Origin of the sequence: Oligoflexus sp. (genome assembly GCF_035712445.1) — a bacterium.
Taxonomy (GTDB): domain Bacteria; phylum Bdellovibrionota_B; class Oligoflexia; order Oligoflexales; family Oligoflexaceae; genus Oligoflexus.
Window position 1 is genome coordinate 106,052 of record NZ_DASTAT010000071.1, and the last position, 20,517, is coordinate 126,568.

Sequence of the window (20,517 nt, forward strand, 5' to 3'; positions counted from 1 at the left end):
ACAACCATCATAGCAAAGTGCGGGCGTCTTTAATAGAAAGTGACGGGTCGGGGGCCGAAGGCCGCTGACGGACCAGATCGGACTACTTCGCCAGAAGGCCATCCAGAATCTGTTGGCTGGCAACCTTGACGACTTCGTCATACTCATAGACGGTTTCGTCGAAGAGCCACTGAAGACTGATGCCATCCACAATGGCTATGACCAGAGACGCATGATAGTGCGGGTTCACGTTTTTGAAGACGCCGGCTTTGACACCCTCTTCAATGACGCGGGCACAGCTGTCGCGGAATTTCGCATAATGCCGGGAAATGACCTGGCGAACTTCCTTCTTCTGGTTGATCTGAGTCCAGAAGTCCATGTTCACCTGATAGTATTCCTTCGTACCGCGCACGATATCAAAGGCAACCGACATGAAGATCCGAAGCTTCTGGACGGGATCGGTTATGGATCCCATGTCCGTGACCAGTATGTTTTCGATGTCCCCGGCCACGCGGTCGAGGACGGACATCATTAGGTCATCTTTATTCAAGAAGTAGTAATGAATGATGCCCTTGCTGACACCGGCGGTTCGCGCGACGTCCTGCATCGAAAAATTGTGATAACCGTGCTTCGTGATACATTCGACGGTCGCCCGTACGATCTGATCCTTACGTTCTGCTGCTACATCTGGCTTAGACATGTTGCCACCATTTAGTACTGCGACGGCGCCGGTCCTGTGGGGCGCTACCATCCTCTATCCGCGTATCAAAAGAGTCTTCAAGCTCGTTGGTGACAAGCCCTTGTGCGGGACAGAGGTCGAGACGAAGACGGTATGTTAGCACGGGCCTTGTCCTTTCGCAACGAGCACAGGCGGGTTGCCCCGGATTTGGCAAGCCCATAAATTCCCGGCGAATCTTCAATCCCTGACTTCCCTTACATGACCCAATTTGGCTGTCCAATTTGGGATGTGATACAGTTGACTCACATAAACTGCGGATTTTTTATTTTGGGACCAGGGCCTCATGACGGGGTCCTTGTTGTGGAGAACAGCATGCGGTGGCAGACCCTGACAGGTACGGCAGTCAGCTTTCTGGCGATCCACGCTCAGACCGGTATGAGCAAGGATCATGAGAACTGGACCCATTTCGGCCTTCGGCCCTTGGGTATGGGCAATGCCTACGTGGCGGTTGCCGACGACTACAATGCTCTGTTCTATAACCCGGCGGGTCTCGCCCGCATCAAGGAATGGGATGGGGAGCTTCTGAACCCCTGGACGGATATGTCCACCAACCTCGGCACCCTGATGAAGGATGCCCAGGATAAGCTGAAGAGCGGCGAGGTTTCGGATAGTCTTGATTTGATCGAGGCCAACACGGGCAAAAGCTATCACGTGGGTCTCGGTCTGACGCCGCATCTCATCTTCAAAAATTTCGGATTCGGCTTCGGCGTTGAAGTGGGGGCCTCCATGGTCTTCCATAAGAATATCGCCGCTGACTTCGACGCCGGCCTGCGCTTTGTCGCGCCCTTTACCTATGCCATGAATTTCCTCGACGATAAGCTCAGCGTCGGCGCTACAGTGAAGTTCCGGGCACGTGCGGGTGTGGATCGCCAGTTCACGATGGAAGATATCGAATCGTTTCAAACCAAGGGTTCCGATACGAATGATAAGAAAATTGATGACTACGTGCTCTCCGGTTTGGGGCAGGGCGCGGATGTGGGTCTTCTTTTTACGCCGACCAAAACCATGGAACCCACGATCGGCATCAGCGTGACCGATGTCGGCGCCACGTCCTATAAAACCAAGGATATCGGCGGCGAGGCCCTCGGCAACCCTCCCCCGCAGCTCGCCAGTGTCAACGTTGGTTTCAGTTTGAAACCCGTTCAGAAAGATAAGCTCTATGTTTTGACTTCGATGGATATGCACTCCATCAACCAGCCTTACTCCTTTTCCAAGAAATTGAATCTGGGTACAGAGCTCGGTTACGGCAGCATCATCAAACTGCAGGCCGGTCTTTATCAGGGTTACCTGACGGCCGGTTTCCAATTCGATGTCGGCCTGATCAATCTGCGCGCCATCACCTATGCCGAGGAGCTGGGTGCTCAGGCCGGGTTTAAAGAGGATCGCCGTTACGCGCTGCAAATCAAGCTTCTGCTCTGACCTGAAGTCAAAACAACCGTTAGCATAAGAGGACAAGGTCCATGTCGATCCAAAAAATATCCCTTACGGTTTCTCCTTATATTCTGGCTGTTTGTCTGTCTTCGCAGGGCTGGGCCAAAGGTCTTGACACCCTGCAGGCCGACGGTCAGAAAGCGCCGGCCGCAAACGCGCCTCTGCCAGGCGGAGCACCGACTCCGGCCAGCGACACAGTTCCTGCGGGTTCGAGCGCCATCCAACCAGCGATCCAGACTGTGCCACCCGGCACGTCTGTAGCTGCTTCCACTGTCGATCGCTTGTATCTCGCATCCAGTTTTTCCTGGATCAATCTGTCCGGCAGCAAGGGTGATTGGGTGACCGGCACCACGGCCGACATCGAAGCGGGCTATCGCTTTCTCACCGTCCTGCAGAAGTTCGATCTGTTTGGCACCTTCCGCTATCGCCCGACGGAAGCACTGGTTCAGCAGGACAATCGTGAGTATCGTGCGATTGTCGAAACCTATCTTTTTGGTGCCAACGGCCGCATGGCTTTGAACAGTAAAATCGCAGTGAACGCCTCGGCGGAACTGGGCATGTCGCAGACTCATCTGAATTCCAACGACTCGCTGCCCACGATTGACCAAAGCCTTGAGAAATCCGGGGTTGATCTGAACCTGGGGGGTGGGGTATCGTATCTTGTTCTGGAAAAATTCGCCGTAGGCGGGAAACTGACCCTCGGCACCGGAGCGTATAAGTCCGTCCAATTAGGTGTTGATCTTCGGTTCATGCTCTGACGCGGGCCGAAAGACCAAGCCCCCAGCGACTCAGTATGGATCCCGATGAAAACAAGCCCTCGCGGAATCTTGTGCGTCCTCGCCTTCTTCGTCACACTGCTGCAGGGCTGCCGCCTGGAAGAAGTGACTGGCGAAGTCATGGTGCGTGCGCCTAATCCAGGAACGTATGAAATCTATCGAATCGAATCGGAAGAGCCCCTGCAGTTCATCTCGGAGCAGGTTGGCCAATATAACCAGCCTCTGCGGCTGGTGCCGGGCCGCTACCTGATCCTCGCTGATTGCAGCTACGAGATCCTGACTGTTCTGCCGAACGTATCCCAGTCGCTCGTCGCGCATCAGGTGCTCTTCAATCCTCCCGTCGTTCCCGCGGCCGAGGATAACTTTTCGATTCAGTGCAACCGCTTCACCAAGACCAAATCCCGTCAGCACCTGCATAATCGCTATGCCTTGAATATTCTGCACGGCACGCGCGATCTTCTGGTCGGCATGATTCCGATGTCGATTGATTTCAACAAGGTCAACGACGCCGCCAATCCCCAGATCCTGAGTTATAATCTTTCCGGCATTAAAATCGCGTCGTATGAAGGCATGAAACCGGCCACCAGTTTTTTCGTGTCGCCGGCCGATGGCCTTCTTTCGATCACCGAGACCCAGAATTTCGGGCATTCGCAGTTCCTCTTGAAAGGCCGTTATCGGGTTGAAGTGAATGGGACCCGTTTGGAAGTGGATCTGGCGGAAGGTCAGCAGTATGAATTCAAACCTGCTTTTCTGCGGGTTTCGTCGTCGGATAACATCAATATCCAGGCCTCGTCCAGCATCACGGGAACACCGTCTTTTGTAGAACTTAATTCGGGTCATTGGCTTGATTTGAATGAAACCTATCCCGTTCTTCCGGGTGAAGCTTCGATCAAGTTGAATGGATCGCTGCATGAGCACAAGGTGATTTTGGTCGAGGGTGAGCTGACTGAACGCAAGGCGCGCTCAGTTCTGGTGGATCTTGATTGTTCAGCCTGGGATTGGAACTGTCTCGGCAGCCGTGAAATCTTCCTTTATGAAAGCGACAAGCCCTATCCCTTCGCGGAAGGAACTTCGGATGTGCCGATTCTTTTCTTCGAAGACGACGTGTGGCTGAGTATTCAGGGATCGCGTGACATTCGCTACAAGATCCCGCCGCAGGCTCAGGATACAACCCTTAAGGTTGGATTTTTGAAACTTGTCCCACGACAGCTGCATCGTCCAGGACAGGTGACTGACCTTTCCCGCATTGAAGCCGCAGCAGCGCCGCTGACAGGCCATTCGCTCGATTTGCCAGTCGATGGTGAAGTGCTGATGCCCTTGGTGGTGGGACGTTATTATTTGACTCAATATACGGCTCTTGCCACTGCGGATTGGGATCGTCGGACGAGCCGCCTGCCCATCTCCATTTCACCGCAGGATACGGTCGAGATTCCTTACTATGTTTATGTTTCGGAAAAGAAACTGAAGCAGATTCGGGAAATGCAGGCCAAGACCCGGCAGCAGCTGATCCAGAAAAAGTTCCGCCTTATGCAGAGCCGCTACCGGCAGATCGTTCCTGCCGGCATCGACTGAATCACTGGGCCACACGATCCCGTGCGGCCTTGATGAGCTGACGGGCATGCGTAAGACTGGAATTGGTCACCTGATCGCCGGACAGAAGACGGGCGATTTCCTCTTCACTGGCCTTACGATTCAAACGCAAAATCTGCGATTCGGTGGACTCGCCTTTCTGGGCTTTTTGCACAAGGAAGTGAGCATCCCCATAAGCCGCCACCTGCGGCAGGTGCGAGATGCAGATCACCTGAAAGGTGGTGGACAGTTCCTTGAGCTTTTTGCCAACGATATGCGCCGTGTGCCCGGAGATCCCGGTATCTATTTCATCGAAAACCATGACGCAGGTGTTGGCGCCCATGGCCAAAGCCTTTTTAAAGCCGAGCATGATGCGCGAGATCTCACCACCTGACGCGACCTTGGCCAAGGGTTTCAGGCCTTCACCCGGGTTGGCGGACAGCAGGAACTGACCGCGCTCACGACCGAGTTTGCTCGTTTCCGTCAGGATGCTTGCGCAATGCTGCCAGTCATCCACCAGAGCGGCGTCGATGTCGGCGATGTCCAGGTCAGGAATGGTGTTTTGCACCTCCTGAAAATCGAAGTCGATCCGAGCGCCCTTCATATTCAGATCATGAAGCTCGCTGACCACCGCCTGGACCGCACGCTGAGCGGCTTCTTTCCGGGCTGCAGAAAGCTTATGGGCGTATTCATCGGCTTCATTCAGAAGTTTCTTCAGCTTGTCGAGAGCCTCGGCCATGGCCTCAGGGCCCTGCTGAACGAAGGATAATTCCGTCTCCAGACGCTCATATTCGGTCATGATTTCTTCAACGGTGCGAACGGAGTGTTTTCTGAGAAGGCTCTGGTAACCGGCGAGGCGTCCCTGCAGTTCCTCGATTTCCTCTTCATCCAGCGAATGGCGGGATACCGCGCGGCCTATGCCGTAGCTCAGTTCGTCGAGCACGGTGCTGAGTTCATTCAGCTGCGCAAGGCTCGCCTGGAGCGAGGCGTCCTGGAGCTTTTCAGCGGGGACTTCCAGGAGTCTTTGCAGTTCCTGCAGAGCCGATGTCAGTGCGCGACCGTTATAGCCTTCATCACAGATTCTCTGCGCCTGATCGAAGACTTTCTGCTGGGAAAGAACCACGCTGGATTCCTCGCAGAGCTTGATCGTGCGCTCGTAGTCCTCAAGGCTCGGGCCGAAGCGGGCCAGTTCATCAAAACGGAACTGCAGATAATCCTGCTCGCGACGGCGGGTCTGATACTGTTCCAGTCGTTTGCGCAGGTCCTGCAGAATCTGGTGGGCCTGCTGCATGGCGGCCTGAACCTTGTTCCGAAGGCCCTGATCGCCAACGAATTCATCTATGTAATCCAGATGCGTGTGAGGATCGAGCATGCGATGGTTTTCATGCTGGCCATAAATGTCGATCAGCGTGGCGCCGAGCTCCTTCAATAGCGAGAGCGTGATCGGCTGATCATTCACCCAGGCCTGCGAGCGGCCTTTTTGGGCGATTTCCCGCCGAATAATGAGTTCGGTCAGGTCCTGATCATCATGCCAGATGCCGTGGGCGTCGAGGACTTCGACGCAGCCATGAGTTTTGGGCAAAAGAAAGGATGCGGACACATGGGCTCGCGGAAAACCGCGCCGAATCACATCGGGATCAGCTTTCGCGCCAAGCAGGAAATGAAGGGCTTTGATCAATATGGATTTGCCAGCACCTGTCTCGCCCGTGATGACGTTGAGCTGTGGGGAAAATTCGATATGCAGTTCTTCGATAATGGCAAGACCGCGGATGGACAACTGGGTAATCATCGGAAAAAACTCCGTGGAAGAGCGGACGAACTTCCCACAATGTCTCCAAGCTCTTTGAGCTTGTCCAGTGACTTTTACAAATGTATGGGTGTTTTGAATGGGGAGTGGAGCCATCGACGGGACTTGAACCCACGACCTGCTGATTACGAATCAGCTGCTCTACCAACTGAGCTACGATGGCTTTTGACAAAGGAAACAGGCAATGCGCCTGAAGGCGCTATGATTGTTCATTCCTATTGTGCTCAGAAACCAGAAAAAAAGAAAGAGCGGAATGGCGTCCCCAAGGGGATTCGAACCCCTGTTACCGCCGTGAAAGGGCGGTGTCCTGGGCCAGCTAGACGATGGGGACCAGGGAGAAAAAAGTGAGCCCTGCTGGATTCGAACCAGCGACCCGCACATTAAAAGTGTGCTGCTCTACCAACTGAGCTAAGAGCCCTCACTTGCCTAACGTCTTGCGCTAGGGAGTTAACTATCTACAGTCGCACTGTTTTTGTGTCAACTTATTTTTCCAATTAATTTGCAGGCTCACGAAAGTTGATTTTTAGGCCGGTTTCTCCTAGTATGGCCCCACCTACGTAGAGCAAGTCAGCCCTGTTCGAGAGAAAGTAAGCGCCGCATGACGATCATCAAAAGAAACCGCGTAACCACAAATAGCGACCTTATTTCCGCTATTGATAAACTGTGTCCCCTCTTGGAGCGACAAAAGGAAAATGACGCGGTCGCTGATCTTCGCAAGGCCGCCGACCAACTGCGGGCCTCGCAGGAAAACACGCCGGCGTGGAAAGAAGCGATTGAGTCCATCATCGACGCCTTTGAAGGCGAGCATGAACTCATGGCTTATACTATGCAGCGCGACACAGATCAGTGGACTGAAGTGGAAGAATTATCGCAGGTCAGCTCCCGAGTCTTGAGTTTGGCAAGACGCCTGGCCTATTGAACCTATATGTGCAATTCCGTCAGACTGAAGGATGTCCGTCTGGATATTTTTTCACGATTACCTTTTGCCGGAATCTTGTTATAATTTTCACCATATACGCTGCAGCTCGGCCCCGGGCCACAGTGCAGTCGCAGTCCGCGACGTCAGCCTCGACGACTTACCTGCGACGCGTCTATCTTTCATTTCACAGTAGGGTGCTGCCATTAGTACGACACAATCGAATTACAAACCAAGTACCTTGAAGTTGGACTACTTCCTCTATTCCTGCTTCGAATATGAACAGACCTGCAAAGCCTTGCCCGGCAAAGCCATGGGCCCTCAAAGATGGCCTCACGGCGTACTCTTTTTGGATGGTGAACGGGATAACTTTCGTGACTTGGGTGATCTTGGACAGCAGATTGAGGCCTGCCTGAAATGGTATGTCGAGCAGTTCCCCTCGCTGGTTGAAGATCGCAGCATGACCATGGAAAATATCGGCAATCTGACAGCACCCGCCGTATTTTTCTGTCTGGATCTGAAGATCCTGGCCGGCGCCGACAGTCAGAATACAGCAGATGCGTTGCAGGCGAGCGACAATAACGCCGTCTGGGAAACCATAGATCGGCACCTGGATCAGCTCCTGCCGAACTTTTCCTCGCACTTTAAGACCTACCTGCGTTGGGTTTTCGTAAAAAAAGAAGAGCAGACCTGGGAAGTCGGCAGTCGCCCTCCCGTGGGTCGTTATACGCCTTTCCAACGCCGTGGACGTCCTGGTGATAAAGGTCCCCCACGTCGTAGCGGTGGTGGTCAGGGCGGAAGACCTCAGCAGGGCGGTCGTGACCGTCATGAGCGCGGTCAGGGTGGTGATAGGGATCGCGGTCCGCGCGGACCACGTCGTGAGCCTGGAAATAGCCCCATCAAAGCGGGCGGCAGTCACGCCGATCAGGAAAGAGCAGCTCTGGAAGCGGTGCGTGTGGCCGTGGATGAACTGCGCAGCAATCCCACATTGGCCGAAATCAAACTCGATCCATCCAACAGTTTCTTCCGTCGTTTGCAGCATAAAAAAGCGGTTGCCGAAGGCTTCCATTCCTTTTCCACTGGGGAAGGCATGCAGCGCGCTGTCGTTGTAACGCGCGAGAAGACGGAGCAAGAGGACAATACATGACTTCGGTCGTTTGCATTACAGGCGCATCGTCGGGCATCGGCGAGGCGCTGGCGCTGGTTTACGCGGAGCAAGGCTGCCATCTTGTATTGGGAGCCCGCCGGCTGGACAAGCTGAAGGCGCTGGAAAGTGTTCTGAAAGACAAAGGTGCCGCCTCCGTTTTAAGCCTGCCCCTTGATGTTCGTTCCCGTGAGTCCGTTCATGCCTGGGTGAAATCGGCAGAGGAAAAGCATAGTCGCTTGGATGTCCTGGTGAACAATGCCGGTCTTGTGATCGGTCTGGAGCCGGTGGAAACCGGCCGTGTGGAGGATTGGGAGACCATCCTCGATACGAACGTCCTGGGCGTGATGCGCGTGACCCAGGCCTTGATTCCTGTGTTTAAAAAGCAGGGTTCTGGTCACATCGTGATGATCGGGTCGATCGCCGGTCATCAGCCTTATGAAAATGGTGGGGCTTATTGTGCCAGTAAATTCGGGGTCAAGGCGTTGACCGGAGTTCTGAAGCATGAGCTCAACGGCACGGGCATCCGGGTTTCCACGGTGGATCCTGGAATGGTGGAGACCGAGTTTTCCATCGTGCGCTTCCGTGGTGATAAGGATAAGGCCAAGCAGGTTTATAAGGGCCTTGTGCCCCTGAATGGCCGTGATATTGCTGAATGCGTGCACTTCATGACCTCCCGTCCGCCGCATGTGAATATAGATAGCATCGTCGTGATGCCGACTGCGCAGGCGAGCGTATATAAAGTGCACCGCGAATCCTGATGCTACTGCCATTCCGCCCGCAGCATGGGCTCCAGGTTTCTTAAGGTTTCCTGGAGCTCGGGGTAAGGGTGGGTTTCTCCTTTGAATGCATGTCTGATTAAATTCCCGATAATTTCAATATAGCCTTCGAGCCAGCCCATGCCGTGATGCGGTGGATTATGGGATCCTTGCGTCGATTCCTTGCGGGTCAAGACTCTGCGGTCGCGGCCTTCGCCGATGAAGATTTCGTCCGGTTGCTCGAATTTCCAGGTGGCCGCAAGTAAAGAGCCCAGAACGTTGACCTCGAAGTGATTGGTGGAACCATGGACCGCTTTGGAAATGGAGCCGAAGGCCCGTCCGGAATTGGGATAATGAACGGTGAGCTGCACATGCGAGTCCCGATGCGGTGAATCCGCATTGATGAACGAGCGCCAGCCGGAAATCCTTTCGGGGGCTTCGCCAAAGAGAAAGCTGACAGCGTCGACCCAGTGGGTGGCGATATCAAGGTAGACATCGTATTCACCCGAAAGGCGCGTATCATCCTTCCAGCTGGGGGCTCCGACTTTCTTCGCCAGCGCGCGTTCGGCTGTTGAAGCTTGCCAGTAACGGCCTTCTATGGAAATGATGTCGCCAAAGTTTCCTTCCTTGATCATACGCTTGAGCTTTTGGATGCCCCAGGTCTGCCTATAGACGTGCAGCACCGCGGTCGGGCTGGTGACGCCTCTTAAAAAATCCAGCTCCTGAAGGTTCACGCAGGCTGGTTTTTCACAAAGGATCGCCGGGTATCGCACGCGATCAGCTTCCAGTATGGAGGCTGCATGCAGACCGTGGGGGTTGGCAATGCAGAGAAGAGGCTGCTCGTATTTGTCCCTTTCGCTGACCAGCAGTGCCGAGCGTTCAAGCCAAACGGGCATTTCAAGATCCAGCTCGGGATACATGACTTTCAGACACGCGAGGCTTTTGGCAATGGCCTGGCCCGCACGACCTGTTCCCAGGATTAAAGGAGTGATTGGCATAAATTCCCCCATGTGTGAAACGGAGTTGTCAGGCTGTTGTTTCTACACCACAATTGCCCGGCGGGAAACTTTAGGAAAGGATGCTCCATGAATACCCTTATGAAAATGTGGCTTTCACTTTTTATCGCCCTTATGGTGACGGGCTGTTCACATACTGGGAATTCAGCGGCAGAGAAGGCCTATGATGCAGAACTGAGTGGTTTTGATTACCCGCGGCCTGTGCAGTTTTTTGAGGTGGAGAGTCAGCGGCAGAAGCTGCGGATGGCCTATATGCTGGCGGAACCTGGGAAGCCGAATGGGAAGACTGTTGTGCTTTTGCATGGGAAGAACTTTGCCGGATTTTATTGGGAGCCGACGATTGCGGCTTTGGTGAATCAAGGTTTTCGGGTGGTTGTGCCGGATCAGATTGGGTTTGGGAAGTCTTCGAAGCCGGAGGCTTATCAGTATAGTTTTTCGCAGCTCGCGGCTTTAACGGAGCAGCTTTTAACTCATCTGAAAATCGACAAAGTTTCCGTCGTCGGTCATTCGATGGGCGGGATGCTGGCGACCCGTTTTACGCTTCAATACCCGTCGCGGGTTGAAAAACTTGCCCTTGTGAATCCCATCGGTCTTGAAGATTGGAAAACTGTTGTGCCCTATGCAACCATCGATGAAACCTATGCAGCCGAATTAAAATCCACGGAAGAAAGCATCCGCGAGTATCAAAAAACCGCATACTTTGCCGGTCAATGGAAACCCGAGTACGAGAGTCTGATCGAAGTGCTCGCCGGCTGGACTCGGCATCCCGATTATCCCAAGGTCGCCTACGTCTCCGCCCTCACTTCCGATATGATCTTCACGCAACCCGTGCTCTATGAATTCGGCAACATCCAAACCCCTACCCTTCTCATCATCGGACAACGCGACCGAACAGCCATCGGCAAAGCCCGCGCGCCGGCTTCCATTCGGGAGTCGCTTGGCAACTATCCGGAGCTGGGACGGAAGGCGGCTCGGGCGATACCAAAGGCGAGTTTGGTGGAAATCAGAGAAGCGGGGCATATGCCGCAGGTGGAGCAGTTTCAAGTTTATTTCGATGCATTGAGTCATTTTCTAGGGAGTTGATCAAGGACTGTCCTCCGAAGCAGTCGGAGGACTATTCACTCAGGGCATAGTGGTAAGCTTTGAAGGATTGCACATTGGGAAAGTGTTGCCATACTTCTGCTCTATTTCCGATTCGCCAGAAACAGGGAACCACTCGCCAGTGGTCAGAAATCTAACAGAATCGCCGTTAAGGGCATCAACCCATTCATAAGGTGGACCGGAGGGAATATTCTTGTCCCTGACCTTCGCAAGCTGAGGGTCACCATCATCTGGAATAAGGTCTTTATTCGGATTGATTAAGGAATGGGGAACGCCTTTGGGATAAGTGCAGACACGGGCATTATTTGCATTACTGAAGGCCCTGAAAATAGCTTGATTGTCAGCAGTCGGATCCATTTCTGTCACGACGAACTGTATAGGAATCCGAACCTGCTTAATCGCTGCAGCGGCTTCCTCTCCGTAATGAACCATGGCCTGAGTTGCTCCTACATTGACTGAACAGTAACCCGCGCGTCCGTTTATACGTGCCCGATTCATGCGACAGGCTTCACCCCAATCGGTTGTCACACCGGGGTTGAAGAATCCAACGACATCGGCAAGAACTTTGTTTACGCTTGGATTTTGATAGTAGGGAGCATAGAGAAGAACACGGCTCCAGACATTTCCGTTCGCCGTCTGACCCATCACAGCGGCACCAGTTGCCAATCCTCCACCACCAGATAGACCGGCAAGAGCTTTGATGCCAGTACTTGCCGCTGCTATGGCATTCATTTGTTCAACGAATTTTATATATCGCGGATGCTGCTTGGAACCGTTCGCATAAATTTCCCCGGTGGTTTTGGAGGGCAGGTCTTCCAAGTGATCCTTCTTCCCCGACTCTACCCGACCTTGCCCTGGCATCAACGGCAGGAAAACGTCGAAGCCTTCAGCAGACAGAATGTCCGCGATATCAAAATACTGCTGAGGGCACGCGGTGAAGCCATGAAAGAACATAACCATGCCTTTGCGCGGCATACTCTCATTATGTGGATAGAACCGTGGCATGCAATCCGGTCTAATGGCCTTACCACTCGAATTTTTTCTATCAGTCTCATCCTTGATATGATCAAGCCACAGTTTCTTCACGGTCGCGTTTTCCATACGCTGGATGGCGGTATCCTGGTCCTCCACCGCACTCATTTTGGATTGAGTTGTCTTACAACTCCAGAAGCCGAGACAAATAGCTAACAGCCACAGATTCTTCATGCACAGAATCCTCTCTCAAGTATCGAAAACAATTGGTTGGGATGGATCTATCGTAAGGGGGCGGGCAAAGCCGGTCAACTTATTCTTAACGGGATTCCGCAGGCCCAGAAATCAAGCCGATTAGACGTAAAAATCATTTCTAATTTTCTTATTATAAACAAAGTGTTATATATATTTCGTTGAAATTTTCAACGCGGTCTCCGATAATTCCAGGGGCATTAGATGTGGAAGGACGTTTGGAATGACTTGAGAGCGTCGAGGCCTATGATATCCCTCGATGGATCACATGTCAGAGATGATCGGGATGGAAGGTATCAACGAGCTCTCAACTCTGTTGGTTGGATTTTGGCTTTAGGCGAGCCTATCGGCTTTCGATATTTTCGGCGACACGGGGATTTTGATGTTTGCTATTTGGTAGCGTGGCTGATGGAAGAATATCAAGACGCTGGGCAGTACATGGTTTTTCGTGCGTATTATTCAAAGCAGAACTACAGTTTCAGCGAGAGCGGTTACAGAAGGTTTCTAGCGGCAGAAATCGCATGCTTTTACGATGGACAGAATCCTAATCCTGGCAGGATTCTTCGGGATCGAGAAAGCGCAATGGCCTGCATGCACCAGAAGGATGGATACCATGAATGCACATGATGAAAAATTCTTAAAAGAGTACAAGATGAAGATCGGATCAAAGACTTATATCTTTCAAAATGTTGCGCTGGAAAGAAGTCCCATTGGAAAATGGGTCATCACCTACGGAAAAGTCCACGATATGATGAAGGCAGTAGCCGCAACAATTCTAGCGGACAAAGAGCAGGCTTTAACCTTTGACGAGCTGGAACATTTAGCTCAGACGGCTGAGATCAGCATGGCAAAGATCGCAGAACTGATCAAAGTTGATCGTTCCACCATCACAAAATGGAAAAAAGGTGATGGCATGGTTCCTTATACGGAAAGCTATTGTCTGAAGGATAAGCTCCCACGAATCATTTTCGATTTTGAAGATACGATAGAGACAGCGCAGAATCGAACAAGCTACTGGCTGGAAAAAGGCAAGTTGCCGTTTCCGAAGGATGTGGCGTGAGATAAGCGGGGCGCAAGCCCCGCGAGATGCGGCACGCAGCGAGCATACCACACTTTCGATTTACATAGGTGTGACGGTCTGCTCAATCCGACCGAAGATACTCTTCCCACCATTATCAAACATCTCGATTTCCACACGGTCTCCATATTGGAGGAAAGGTGTGGTCATCGTTCCGTTATCAATCTTCTCAATCATCCGCTTTTCAGCCAGGCACGACGAGCCGCGGCTGCGGTCTTCGTTCGAGACGGTTCCGCTGCCAAGGATGGTGCCAGCGGTATAGGACCGGGTTTTCGCGATGTGGGCGATCAGATCGTGGAAGGAGAAATGCATCTCAGGGCCAGCGTTGGGGTCACCGAAGAGGTTTCCGTTGAGCCAGGTTTTAAGAGGCAGGTGGACCCGGCCCTCTTTCCAGAACGAACCCAGTTCATCCGGGGTCACAGCGAAGGGAGCAAAGGCAGAAGCCGGCTTCGACTGGAAGAACCCGAAACCTTTTTCCAGTTCCGCAGGAATCAAATTCCGCAAAGAAACATCATTCACAATCATCACAAGGCGAATATACTTCTCCGCCTCCGCCTTCTTCGTCCCCTGCGGCACATCACCCAAAACCACGGCAACTTCCGACTCAAAATCACAGCCCCACGCGGTATCCGCGAGCGGAATATTATCCTTGGGCCCCAGGAAAATCCCGGACCCACCCTGATAAATCAAAGGATCCGTGCGCAAAGTCTCAGGAGGATTCGCCCCGCGCGCCTTCCGTACCAAAACCACGTGATTGATATAAGCCGAGCCATCAATCCATTCATAAGCCCGCGGCAACGGCGAACGCCAGGTCTGATCGCTGGTCTTCGAACCGAGCTGGGCATCCTTCTCCAGCATATCCGCAATATTCTTCAGATGCGGCAGCGCCTCGTCCCAATGATCCAGCGCTTCCTGCAAAGAGTTCACTTCAGGCCCGGCCGGCAGACAGCGCTGCAGATCCCGGCTGACGACCATCAGTTCTCCATCTCGTGTTCCGTTATCGCGTGTGCCGAATTTCATGATTCCCCCGTGGATTTAATCCTTCAAACCAACAGCATTCTTCAGCGATTGAATTTCCTGCGACGTGAGCTGGCGGTACTCACCCGGTTTCAGACTCTCGGGCAAATGCAGATCGCCATAACTGTAACGCAAAAGTTTAACGACCTTGTTATCCAAATGCTCGAAAAGACGCCGTACCAGTCGGTTGCGCCCCTCACGGACCGTGATCATATACCAGGCGCCACGGCTTTGTCCCATGTCCACCGTTTGAATAAACTGCAGATCCACACCCTGCGTCGCGCCATCATCAAGCGTGACGCCACGGCGAAGCTTGCCTTCCTCTTCATCGGTAAGGCGCTTCTGCACCAACACCTGGTAGGTGCGCGGAACTTTAAAGCTGGGATGGGTCAAGCGATGGACGAGTTCACCATCATTGGAAAGAAGCAGCAGCCCCTCCGTGCGATAATCAAGGCGGCCGACAGGGTAAAGAAGAAACTTCACCTGACGCAGGGAAGGCAGATCGTAGATGGTCGCTTTCCCTTCTTCACGCGCACGGCTGGTCAGGCACAGATCGGGTTTGTTCAGCATCCAGTAAACAAGAGGCGGACGCTCGGAAACCAGACGACCATCGACAGTCACCTGGTCCTGATCGGGATCAATCCTCGTCCCGAGTTCTTTCACGATCTTGCCGTTGATCGAGATTCTCCCCTCCGTCAGCATCCTCTCCGCCTCGCGGCGCGAGGCCAGTCCCAGCTGGGAAAGCCACTTCTGTATCCGGATCAACTTGTCCTGGCTCATCGTCGTCAAAACCTTTCGCATCAAAGCGGGCGCCGACGCGCGGCTGCTCCTCTGGTGCAGTCGGTTCGTCGCCTTGCATTTCAAGCTGCTCTCTTACCTGAAAATTGACTTTGATGTCAGCAAAATCGCCCTCGTCGGCGCTTTCAACCAGTCCCTCTGACACGGTCGGAGCGTCCGACTCAGGATCATCCATGAATTCATCGACATCGACCTCCTCACCCAGATCGAGGCGGTTCTCCGCTTCGGCCATGGTTTCGGGTGCGGGCTGGAACGCGGAAAGCGGCGGCAGATCATCGAGGCTATTGATGCGGAAAACCCGCAGAAATTCAGGGCTGGTGCCAAACATCATCGGCCGGCCTGAATCCTCTTTGCGGCCCACGCAGCTGATCAGCTCGCGATCGAGAAGGTTTTTGATGATACTGCCCGCATCGACGCCGCGGATCGCTTCGATATCCGCGCGCGTCACGGGTTGCCGATAGGCAATGATGGAAAGAGTTTCCAAAGCCGCACGCGACAAAGGTCTTTGCCTTTGCGAAAACATGCGCTCCATCAAAGGCGCGGCGGCAGGAACGGTGCGGAATTGAAAGCCGACGCCCTTGTCATGTTCCAGACGAAAACCGCCGTTGCGTTCGCGATAAAGGCGCAAAAGGTTTTGAATCACGCGCTCGATTTCCGCCGTGTCTCCCGGATTGCCGTCTTCATCCGCAAGGATTTCTGAGATATCCGTGACCGAAAGCGGTTTCGGAGCTGCAAAGAGTATGGCTTCGACCTGACCTTCCAGGGTCAGAGCCTCGTCCCAACGCATGAGCCCATCCTTCGATTCCCCGCCGGGATTGGCGTCCAGGATCAGCTCAGGCGCATCGGATGCCGCGGCGCTTTCCTGGTCGTCCGCATTATCCTCGGGGAAGTCCTCGTCTTCAAAAAGACTCTCGGGCTTCGGATCATCCATGCTCATACTCCATCCATTTCAGGCGGTTCTGCCAAACGAGGGCGGTCCACGCCTTTCACCTGCAAAGGCAGCTGATTGGCGTCGAGATCGCTGCGATAAAGCCAGAGAGGTCCGTTCAACTCCTCCTGGTAGATCTTCACCGTCTGGGCCTTGGCCAGCTCCAGCGTGGCCAGGATATAAACGACCAGTTCATAGCGCGACTGGAAGGTTTTGTAAAAGCCCTGGAACAGCGCAAAATTTACGTTACTGATGATGCGACCCAGCTCGATGATTTTCTCCTCGACCGTCACCTGGTGCATCTTCGCTTCGTGACGCGCGGCTGGCTTGCGTTCGGCCAGATCGCGCAGCATCTGTTCATACAGCACGATGAGCGAGGTCGGATCCCCAACCAAAGGCGCTTCAATGCTTTCATAAAGCGGTGTCAGTCGTTGCCATTCCATCGACGAACGGATCTGCACGCCGAACTGCGGTTTGACCGACAGATATTCGGCAACTTTTTTAAAGGTTTCGTACTGAAGGAGGCGCTCCTGCAGGTTGTAGCGCGGGTCGTCCTCGTTCAGAAGGCCGGCTTCATCCTGACTTTCCTGGCCGGGCAGCAGCATCTTCGTTTTGATTTCGATCAGGGTCGCGGCCATTTCGATAAATTCGCCGGCATCAGCCAAGTCATCGTAGCGCAGGATCCGCAGATACGCGAGGTACTGCTGGGTGAGCTTGAAGATATCAATGTTGAAAATGTCGATTTCGTTCACCCGGATCAGGTGCAAAAGAAGATCGAGAGGCCCCTCGAATTGCTCAAGTTTTAGGTAATACTGCGTCGTCATGCCCTGAGTCCCTGGCGCTTTCGTTGAGCCGGTTCTAAACAATCTGGAGATTCTAGCGAAAAGCTGGGACTTTGGATAGCACGTGGTGGGGACCCATCCTGGGCCCCATTTGGGCGTTTACAGCGGACGCCTGGACTGGCATAAGCTGCAGATCCGGGAGGATGACGCATGGAAACCCTGAAAAATAATCTGCCCCTGGCCACGGACGCTTTGAAAGCCACCTATGGAACAGCGGCTTTGCTCCCTATTGAGTTTTTCAAACTGCATGCGGACGAACTGCGAAATCTGATCGCGGGTCCTGTGGCGCGAACCTTTCTGTCGAGCGGCACGACGCGCGCGGACCGTTCGCAGAGCCATTTTTCAAAAGCCGGTTTGGAAAACTATAGACGCCTTTCGGTGGCGGCGTTTCAGGATATTTTGCGGCATTTTTTTACGGACATCCATGCGGTTTCTGGTTTGAGCCTGATACCCAGCGTGAAGGAATGGCCTGATTCAAGCCTTGCGCAGATGGTCGCGTGGATTGGTGATGAGCATCGGCTTGAATATTGGGACGGAACCGGACCTGTTCCAGAAAAGCCAATCTGGATCTTTGGTACAGCTTTTCATTTTGTGAATCTTGCGGATGATGGTGTGCGCCTCCGTTTACCGGAAGGCAGCGTCGTGATTGAAACGGGTGGAACCAAGGGCCGCTCGCGTTCGGTCACGCGTGAGGAACTTTACACTTTAATTTCCGAGCATCTGGGTGTCCCGCGCAATCGCATCATCAGTGAATATGGAATGTGCGAGCTGGCCACGCAGGCTTATGATTACGTCGCCGAGCCTGATGGTCCCGAGCTGACCCTCGATGAACGCTGGTTCCGTTTTCCATCTTCGATCGCTGTCTCGGTTTATGATCGACTGAGTCATGCCCAGGCGTCCGGTGAAGGGACTCTTGTGGTGCATGATGCCTGGCGCCTTGATTATCCCTTTCCCATTCGAACGGAGGATATGGCCCGAGTGCGTGCGGATGGGGCCTTTCAACTTTTGGGGCGGGTTCCCATGAGCCCTTTGAAGGGTTGCTCGATGCTCGCGGAGCAGATTGCGGGGGAACGAACCCTGCCGATGGCATCGGGTCCCTCGGGTCGCACGATGAAGGATCCCATTTCGAAAACACGGGCGGCAGCTGTTCATGCGATCGCGCATGATCTTCGCAGTGATCCTGAATTCTGGGCTCTCTGGAAGACCGAACTTCATCACACCAAGGCTGCGGAATGGTTGCGCGAGGATCTTGCTTACAGTCTGCCAGCCACAGTTGATGAGTGGATCAGCGCGGCTGAGGTCGCACGCGGCTCGGCCTGCCCTGCGCGCTGGCTGATCATTCCTCCAGAGTCTCATAACTTTGCCTGGCTTTATCCCATCCTCCTCGGGACCGTGCTTGGACTTGAGCTGCATCTTCGCGCACGCCCTGATGATCCGCTGGTGCTTTGGATGCAAAAGCGGCTTGCGCCTTTGGGTGGTTTTACGAGCTGGGCCGCGCCGCAGCGCATCGGTGTGGATCCGATGCCCGATGTGGACGCTGTCCTTCTTTATGGTTCCGATGAAACCATTGCCGCTGTTCAGGCCGTGTGCCCTGTTCCGATTCACGGTTTTGGCAGCTCACTTACGGTTTCCCTCATACATAAAAAAGGCGGAATCATCGGCCTTTGGAAGGACGCCTTCAGTCTTTTGCAGAAGGGCTGCATGTCGAGTCGTGTACTCTTCGTGCTGGAGGACCCTGAGGCTTCAGAGTTTCAAGAAGGATTTCTACGCAGTCTCCAGGAGGCGACGCAGCCGATTGGCCCCTTGCCCCTTGGAATGGATCTGGCTTTGGAACATGCTGCCTTTGGACTACGCTGTGAGGGCCGCATGGTCCCGCCCCGGCCCTGCGAAGGCGCGCCACTGCTCTTGATTCAAACGTTTGATCCCAAGAAAAATTTACAGTCCGTCTTGCTGGATCGCGCCATGAGCCTTAGTCTTGTTCTGGTCCCAAAAAATCTTTGGGCGGACTTCGCTGAATGGTTGCCGGCCCAGAAAAACCTTCATAAGATCGCGGTTCACGGTCAGACCCTGCCTTGGGCACTTGATGACCGCCGCTTCGAAATTGTGGAAGCGGGGCTGGCCAATGCTCCGAATTGGGATGGACGGCATCAAAATCGTCCCCTCTTCACTCTGAGGTGAAGAATCGGGGACGGAACAGTATAATAGAACAACTTGGGGATACCGGTGTTTTCCCTGCTACGAAGCACGAGGACTGGAACGTTATGAAAAGATGGGGTCTGACTTTGTTCGCAGCGGGAAGCCTGGGCCTTGGTGGCCAGGGTTTCGCACATCCGGCCGAGTATTCACCGATTCTGGCGCGCGCCTATATCAAATCCGGGGCTATCAATCCCGAAAACAGCCGCGAGTTTCGCCTTGATGAAGCCGAGCAGGAAGTCGAAGTCGGCAAATTCTGTAAGCAGCTCGGTCTGCAGTTTCGGAAGTTCGGCTGGGAATCCGATCCCTGCGGCGCTGTGAAATGGCAGGCGAGCATTCAGACTGTGGAAAAACGTCCTTTGCTCTATGCGTCCTTTGGCAAGGGCAAGGATGTGACACTGCTGCTCAGCGCTGTTCATCCGAACGAAGTTACGCCCGTACCCATGGGCTTTCGCCTGGCGCGGCATCTTATGGAAAATCCGGAACTGATCAAACCCGATCAGAAGGTTGTGATTGCGCCGCTGATCAATCCGGATGGATTTTTCTCCGAAAAGCCCATTCGCACGAATGCGCGCGGCGTCGATCCCAATCGCAATTTCTTCACGCTCGATTGGTATGAAAAATCCCTGAGCTGGTGGCAGTCGGGTCGCAATAAAAACCTTGCGTACTTCCCTGGGCATTTTCCGAATTCGGAACTTGAAACCATCTTTCAGGTGCGCCTCATAGATGATTTTCAACCGGATAAGATCCTCTCGATTCATGCGCCTTTGGGTTTCCTCGATTACGATGGCCCCGGCGATGAAAAAACCAGCACACTGACCCCTACCGAAACGCAGGCCCGGCAGCTGGCGGCGGCCATTTCCAAAAAGGCCAATAATTATCGGGTCGTCGATTATTCCTTCTATCCCGGATCGCTCGGGAACTTTGCCGGAAATGAGCGGCATATTCCGACAGTTACCCTGGAACTTAAAACCACGGACGCGAAAAAGGTCGATGAATACTGGGGCCAATTCCTGCCGGGAATGCTCGGGGCTATCGAATATCCGTTCAAGAAATCCGTGGAAGCCAAGCTCAACACTTTCAAATTCTATAGTCATTACGAACCTTTGGCCATCAAACCCAAGGACCGCAGCTGACCCTAAAGGCCCTTGTGATCCAGGCTTTTTAATGCCATATTCTCGATCCTAATTCCGGCTATTCC

Annotated in this window: 18 protein-coding genes and 3 tRNA genes; 10 read left to right on the plus strand and 11 right to left on the minus strand. The window is 53.6% G+C overall.

From position 1 onward, the window contains the following. Positions 1–82: 82 nt before the first annotated feature. Entirely contained in the window at positions 83–679 is a 597-nt protein-coding gene (locus VFO10_RS16185) for a TetR/AcrR family transcriptional regulator (RefSeq protein ID WP_325141981.1), read from the minus strand. A gap of 351 nt (positions 680–1,030) precedes the next feature. Here VFO10_RS16185 and VFO10_RS16190 point away from each other — a divergent pair, with 351 nt between their 5' ends. Genes VFO10_RS16190 through VFO10_RS16200 form a run of 3 tightly spaced genes read left to right on the plus strand, consistent with a single transcriptional unit; the run spans position 1,031 to position 4,497 of the window. After that, positions 1,031–2,137: a hypothetical protein gene (locus VFO10_RS16190; RefSeq protein WP_325141983.1), complete on the plus strand. Its 1,107-nt coding sequence runs from the start codon at positions 1,031–1,033 to the stop codon at positions 2,135–2,137. A 41-nt stretch (positions 2,138–2,178) separates the two neighbouring features. Beyond that, entirely contained in the window at positions 2,179–2,907 is a 729-nt protein-coding gene (locus tag VFO10_RS16195) for an outer membrane beta-barrel protein (RefSeq protein WP_325141988.1), read from the plus strand. Positions 2,908–2,952: 45 nt separating this feature from the next. Continuing rightward, entirely contained in the window at positions 2,953–4,497 is a 1,545-nt protein-coding gene (locus VFO10_RS16200; RefSeq protein WP_325141990.1) for a hypothetical protein, read from the plus strand. Between the two features lies 1 nt (position 4,498). Here the strand turns inward: VFO10_RS16200 and recN are convergent, their stop codons facing one another. From recN to VFO10_RS16220, 4 genes are all read right to left on the minus strand, one after another. After that, positions 4,499–6,283 (minus strand): DNA repair protein RecN, encoded by a 1,785-nt coding sequence (gene recN, locus VFO10_RS16205; RefSeq protein WP_325141992.1) that lies wholly within the window; start codon positions 6,281–6,283, stop codon positions 4,499–4,501. A gap of 105 nt (positions 6,284–6,388) precedes the next feature. After that, positions 6,389–6,464, minus strand: a tRNA-Thr gene (locus VFO10_RS16210). Positions 6,465–6,555: 91 nt separating this feature from the next. Then, a tRNA-Glu gene (locus VFO10_RS16215) sits at positions 6,556–6,632 on the minus strand. A 14-nt stretch (positions 6,633–6,646) separates the two neighbouring features. Beyond that, positions 6,647–6,719, minus strand: a tRNA-Lys gene (locus VFO10_RS16220). A gap of 180 nt (positions 6,720–6,899) precedes the next feature. Between VFO10_RS16220 and VFO10_RS16225 the strand changes: the two genes are divergently transcribed. From VFO10_RS16225 to VFO10_RS16235, 3 genes are all read left to right on the plus strand, one after another. Next, a complete protein-coding gene (locus tag VFO10_RS16225) occupies positions 6,900–7,220 on the plus strand; it encodes a hypothetical protein (RefSeq protein WP_325141994.1) in 321 nt (106 codons plus the stop codon). A 238-nt stretch (positions 7,221–7,458) separates the two neighbouring features. Next, positions 7,459–8,364 (plus strand): R3H domain-containing nucleic acid-binding protein, encoded by a 906-nt coding sequence (locus tag VFO10_RS16230; RefSeq protein ID WP_325141995.1) that lies wholly within the window; start codon positions 7,459–7,461, stop codon positions 8,362–8,364. Beyond that, positions 8,361–9,122 carry an SDR family NAD(P)-dependent oxidoreductase gene (locus VFO10_RS16235; RefSeq protein ID WP_325141997.1) on the plus strand — a complete coding sequence of 254 codons (762 nt, stop codon included), beginning with the start codon at positions 8,361–8,363 and terminating at the stop codon, positions 9,120–9,122. The genes VFO10_RS16230 and VFO10_RS16235 overlap by 4 nt, the downstream gene beginning before the upstream one ends. A gap of 2 nt (positions 9,123–9,124) precedes the next feature. Here VFO10_RS16235 and VFO10_RS16240 read toward each other — a convergent pair whose 3' ends face one another. Beyond that, positions 9,125–10,117, minus strand: a complete 993-nt coding sequence (locus VFO10_RS16240; protein WP_325141999.1) for a Gfo/Idh/MocA family protein — start codon at positions 10,115–10,117, stop codon at positions 9,125–9,127. A gap of 87 nt (positions 10,118–10,204) precedes the next feature. On the opposite strand from VFO10_RS16240, the gene VFO10_RS16245 reads away from it, so the two are divergent. Beyond that, positions 10,205–11,218: an alpha/beta hydrolase gene (locus VFO10_RS16245; protein WP_325142001.1), complete on the plus strand. Its 1,014-nt coding sequence runs from the start codon at positions 10,205–10,207 to the stop codon at positions 11,216–11,218. Positions 11,219–11,257: 39 nt separating this feature from the next. Here VFO10_RS16245 and VFO10_RS16250 read toward each other — a convergent pair whose 3' ends face one another. Next, positions 11,258–12,442: a serine aminopeptidase domain-containing protein gene (locus VFO10_RS16250; RefSeq protein ID WP_325142003.1), complete on the minus strand. Its 1,185-nt coding sequence runs from the start codon at positions 12,440–12,442 to the stop codon at positions 11,258–11,260. A gap of 631 nt (positions 12,443–13,073) precedes the next feature. Between VFO10_RS16250 and VFO10_RS16255 the strand changes: the two genes are divergently transcribed. Continuing rightward, complete coding sequence (locus tag VFO10_RS16255) at positions 13,074–13,520, plus strand: hypothetical protein (RefSeq protein ID WP_325142005.1); 447 nt, start codon at positions 13,074–13,076, stop codon at positions 13,518–13,520. A gap of 60 nt (positions 13,521–13,580) precedes the next feature. Here VFO10_RS16255 and VFO10_RS16260 read toward each other — a convergent pair whose 3' ends face one another. From VFO10_RS16260 to VFO10_RS16275, 4 genes are read right to left on the minus strand one after another with little or no spacing between them, the layout of a single operon-like run. Further along, entirely contained in the window at positions 13,581–14,558 is a 978-nt protein-coding gene (locus tag VFO10_RS16260) for a fumarylacetoacetate hydrolase family protein (RefSeq protein ID WP_325142007.1), read from the minus strand. Between the two features lie 15 nt (positions 14,559–14,573). Beyond that, positions 14,574–15,257 carry a pseudouridine synthase gene (locus VFO10_RS16265; protein WP_325142009.1) on the minus strand — a complete coding sequence of 228 codons (684 nt, stop codon included), beginning with the start codon at positions 15,255–15,257 and terminating at the stop codon, positions 14,574–14,576. Beyond that, the gene (gene scpB / locus VFO10_RS16270; RefSeq protein WP_325142011.1) at positions 15,193–16,284 is read right to left on the minus strand and encodes an SMC-Scp complex subunit ScpB; all 1,092 of its coding nucleotides are present in this window, start codon (positions 16,282–16,284) and stop codon (positions 15,193–15,195) included. The genes VFO10_RS16265 and scpB overlap by 65 nt, the downstream gene beginning before the upstream one ends. Before the next feature lie 2 nt (positions 16,285–16,286). Next, complete coding sequence (locus tag VFO10_RS16275) at positions 16,287–17,105, minus strand: segregation and condensation protein A (RefSeq protein ID WP_325142013.1); 819 nt, start codon at positions 17,103–17,105, stop codon at positions 16,287–16,289. 168 nt (positions 17,106–17,273) lie between these two features. Here VFO10_RS16275 and VFO10_RS16280 point away from each other — a divergent pair, with 168 nt between their 5' ends. Continuing rightward, positions 17,274–19,301, plus strand: coding sequence for a hypothetical protein (locus tag VFO10_RS16280; protein WP_325142015.1), 2,028 nt, complete (start codon positions 17,274–17,276; stop codon positions 19,299–19,301). An 83-nt stretch (positions 19,302–19,384) separates the two neighbouring features. Further along, positions 19,385–20,452, plus strand: a complete 1,068-nt coding sequence (locus VFO10_RS16285; RefSeq protein WP_325142017.1) for a M14 family zinc carboxypeptidase — start codon at positions 19,385–19,387, stop codon at positions 20,450–20,452. Positions 20,453–20,517 lie beyond the last annotated feature (65 nt).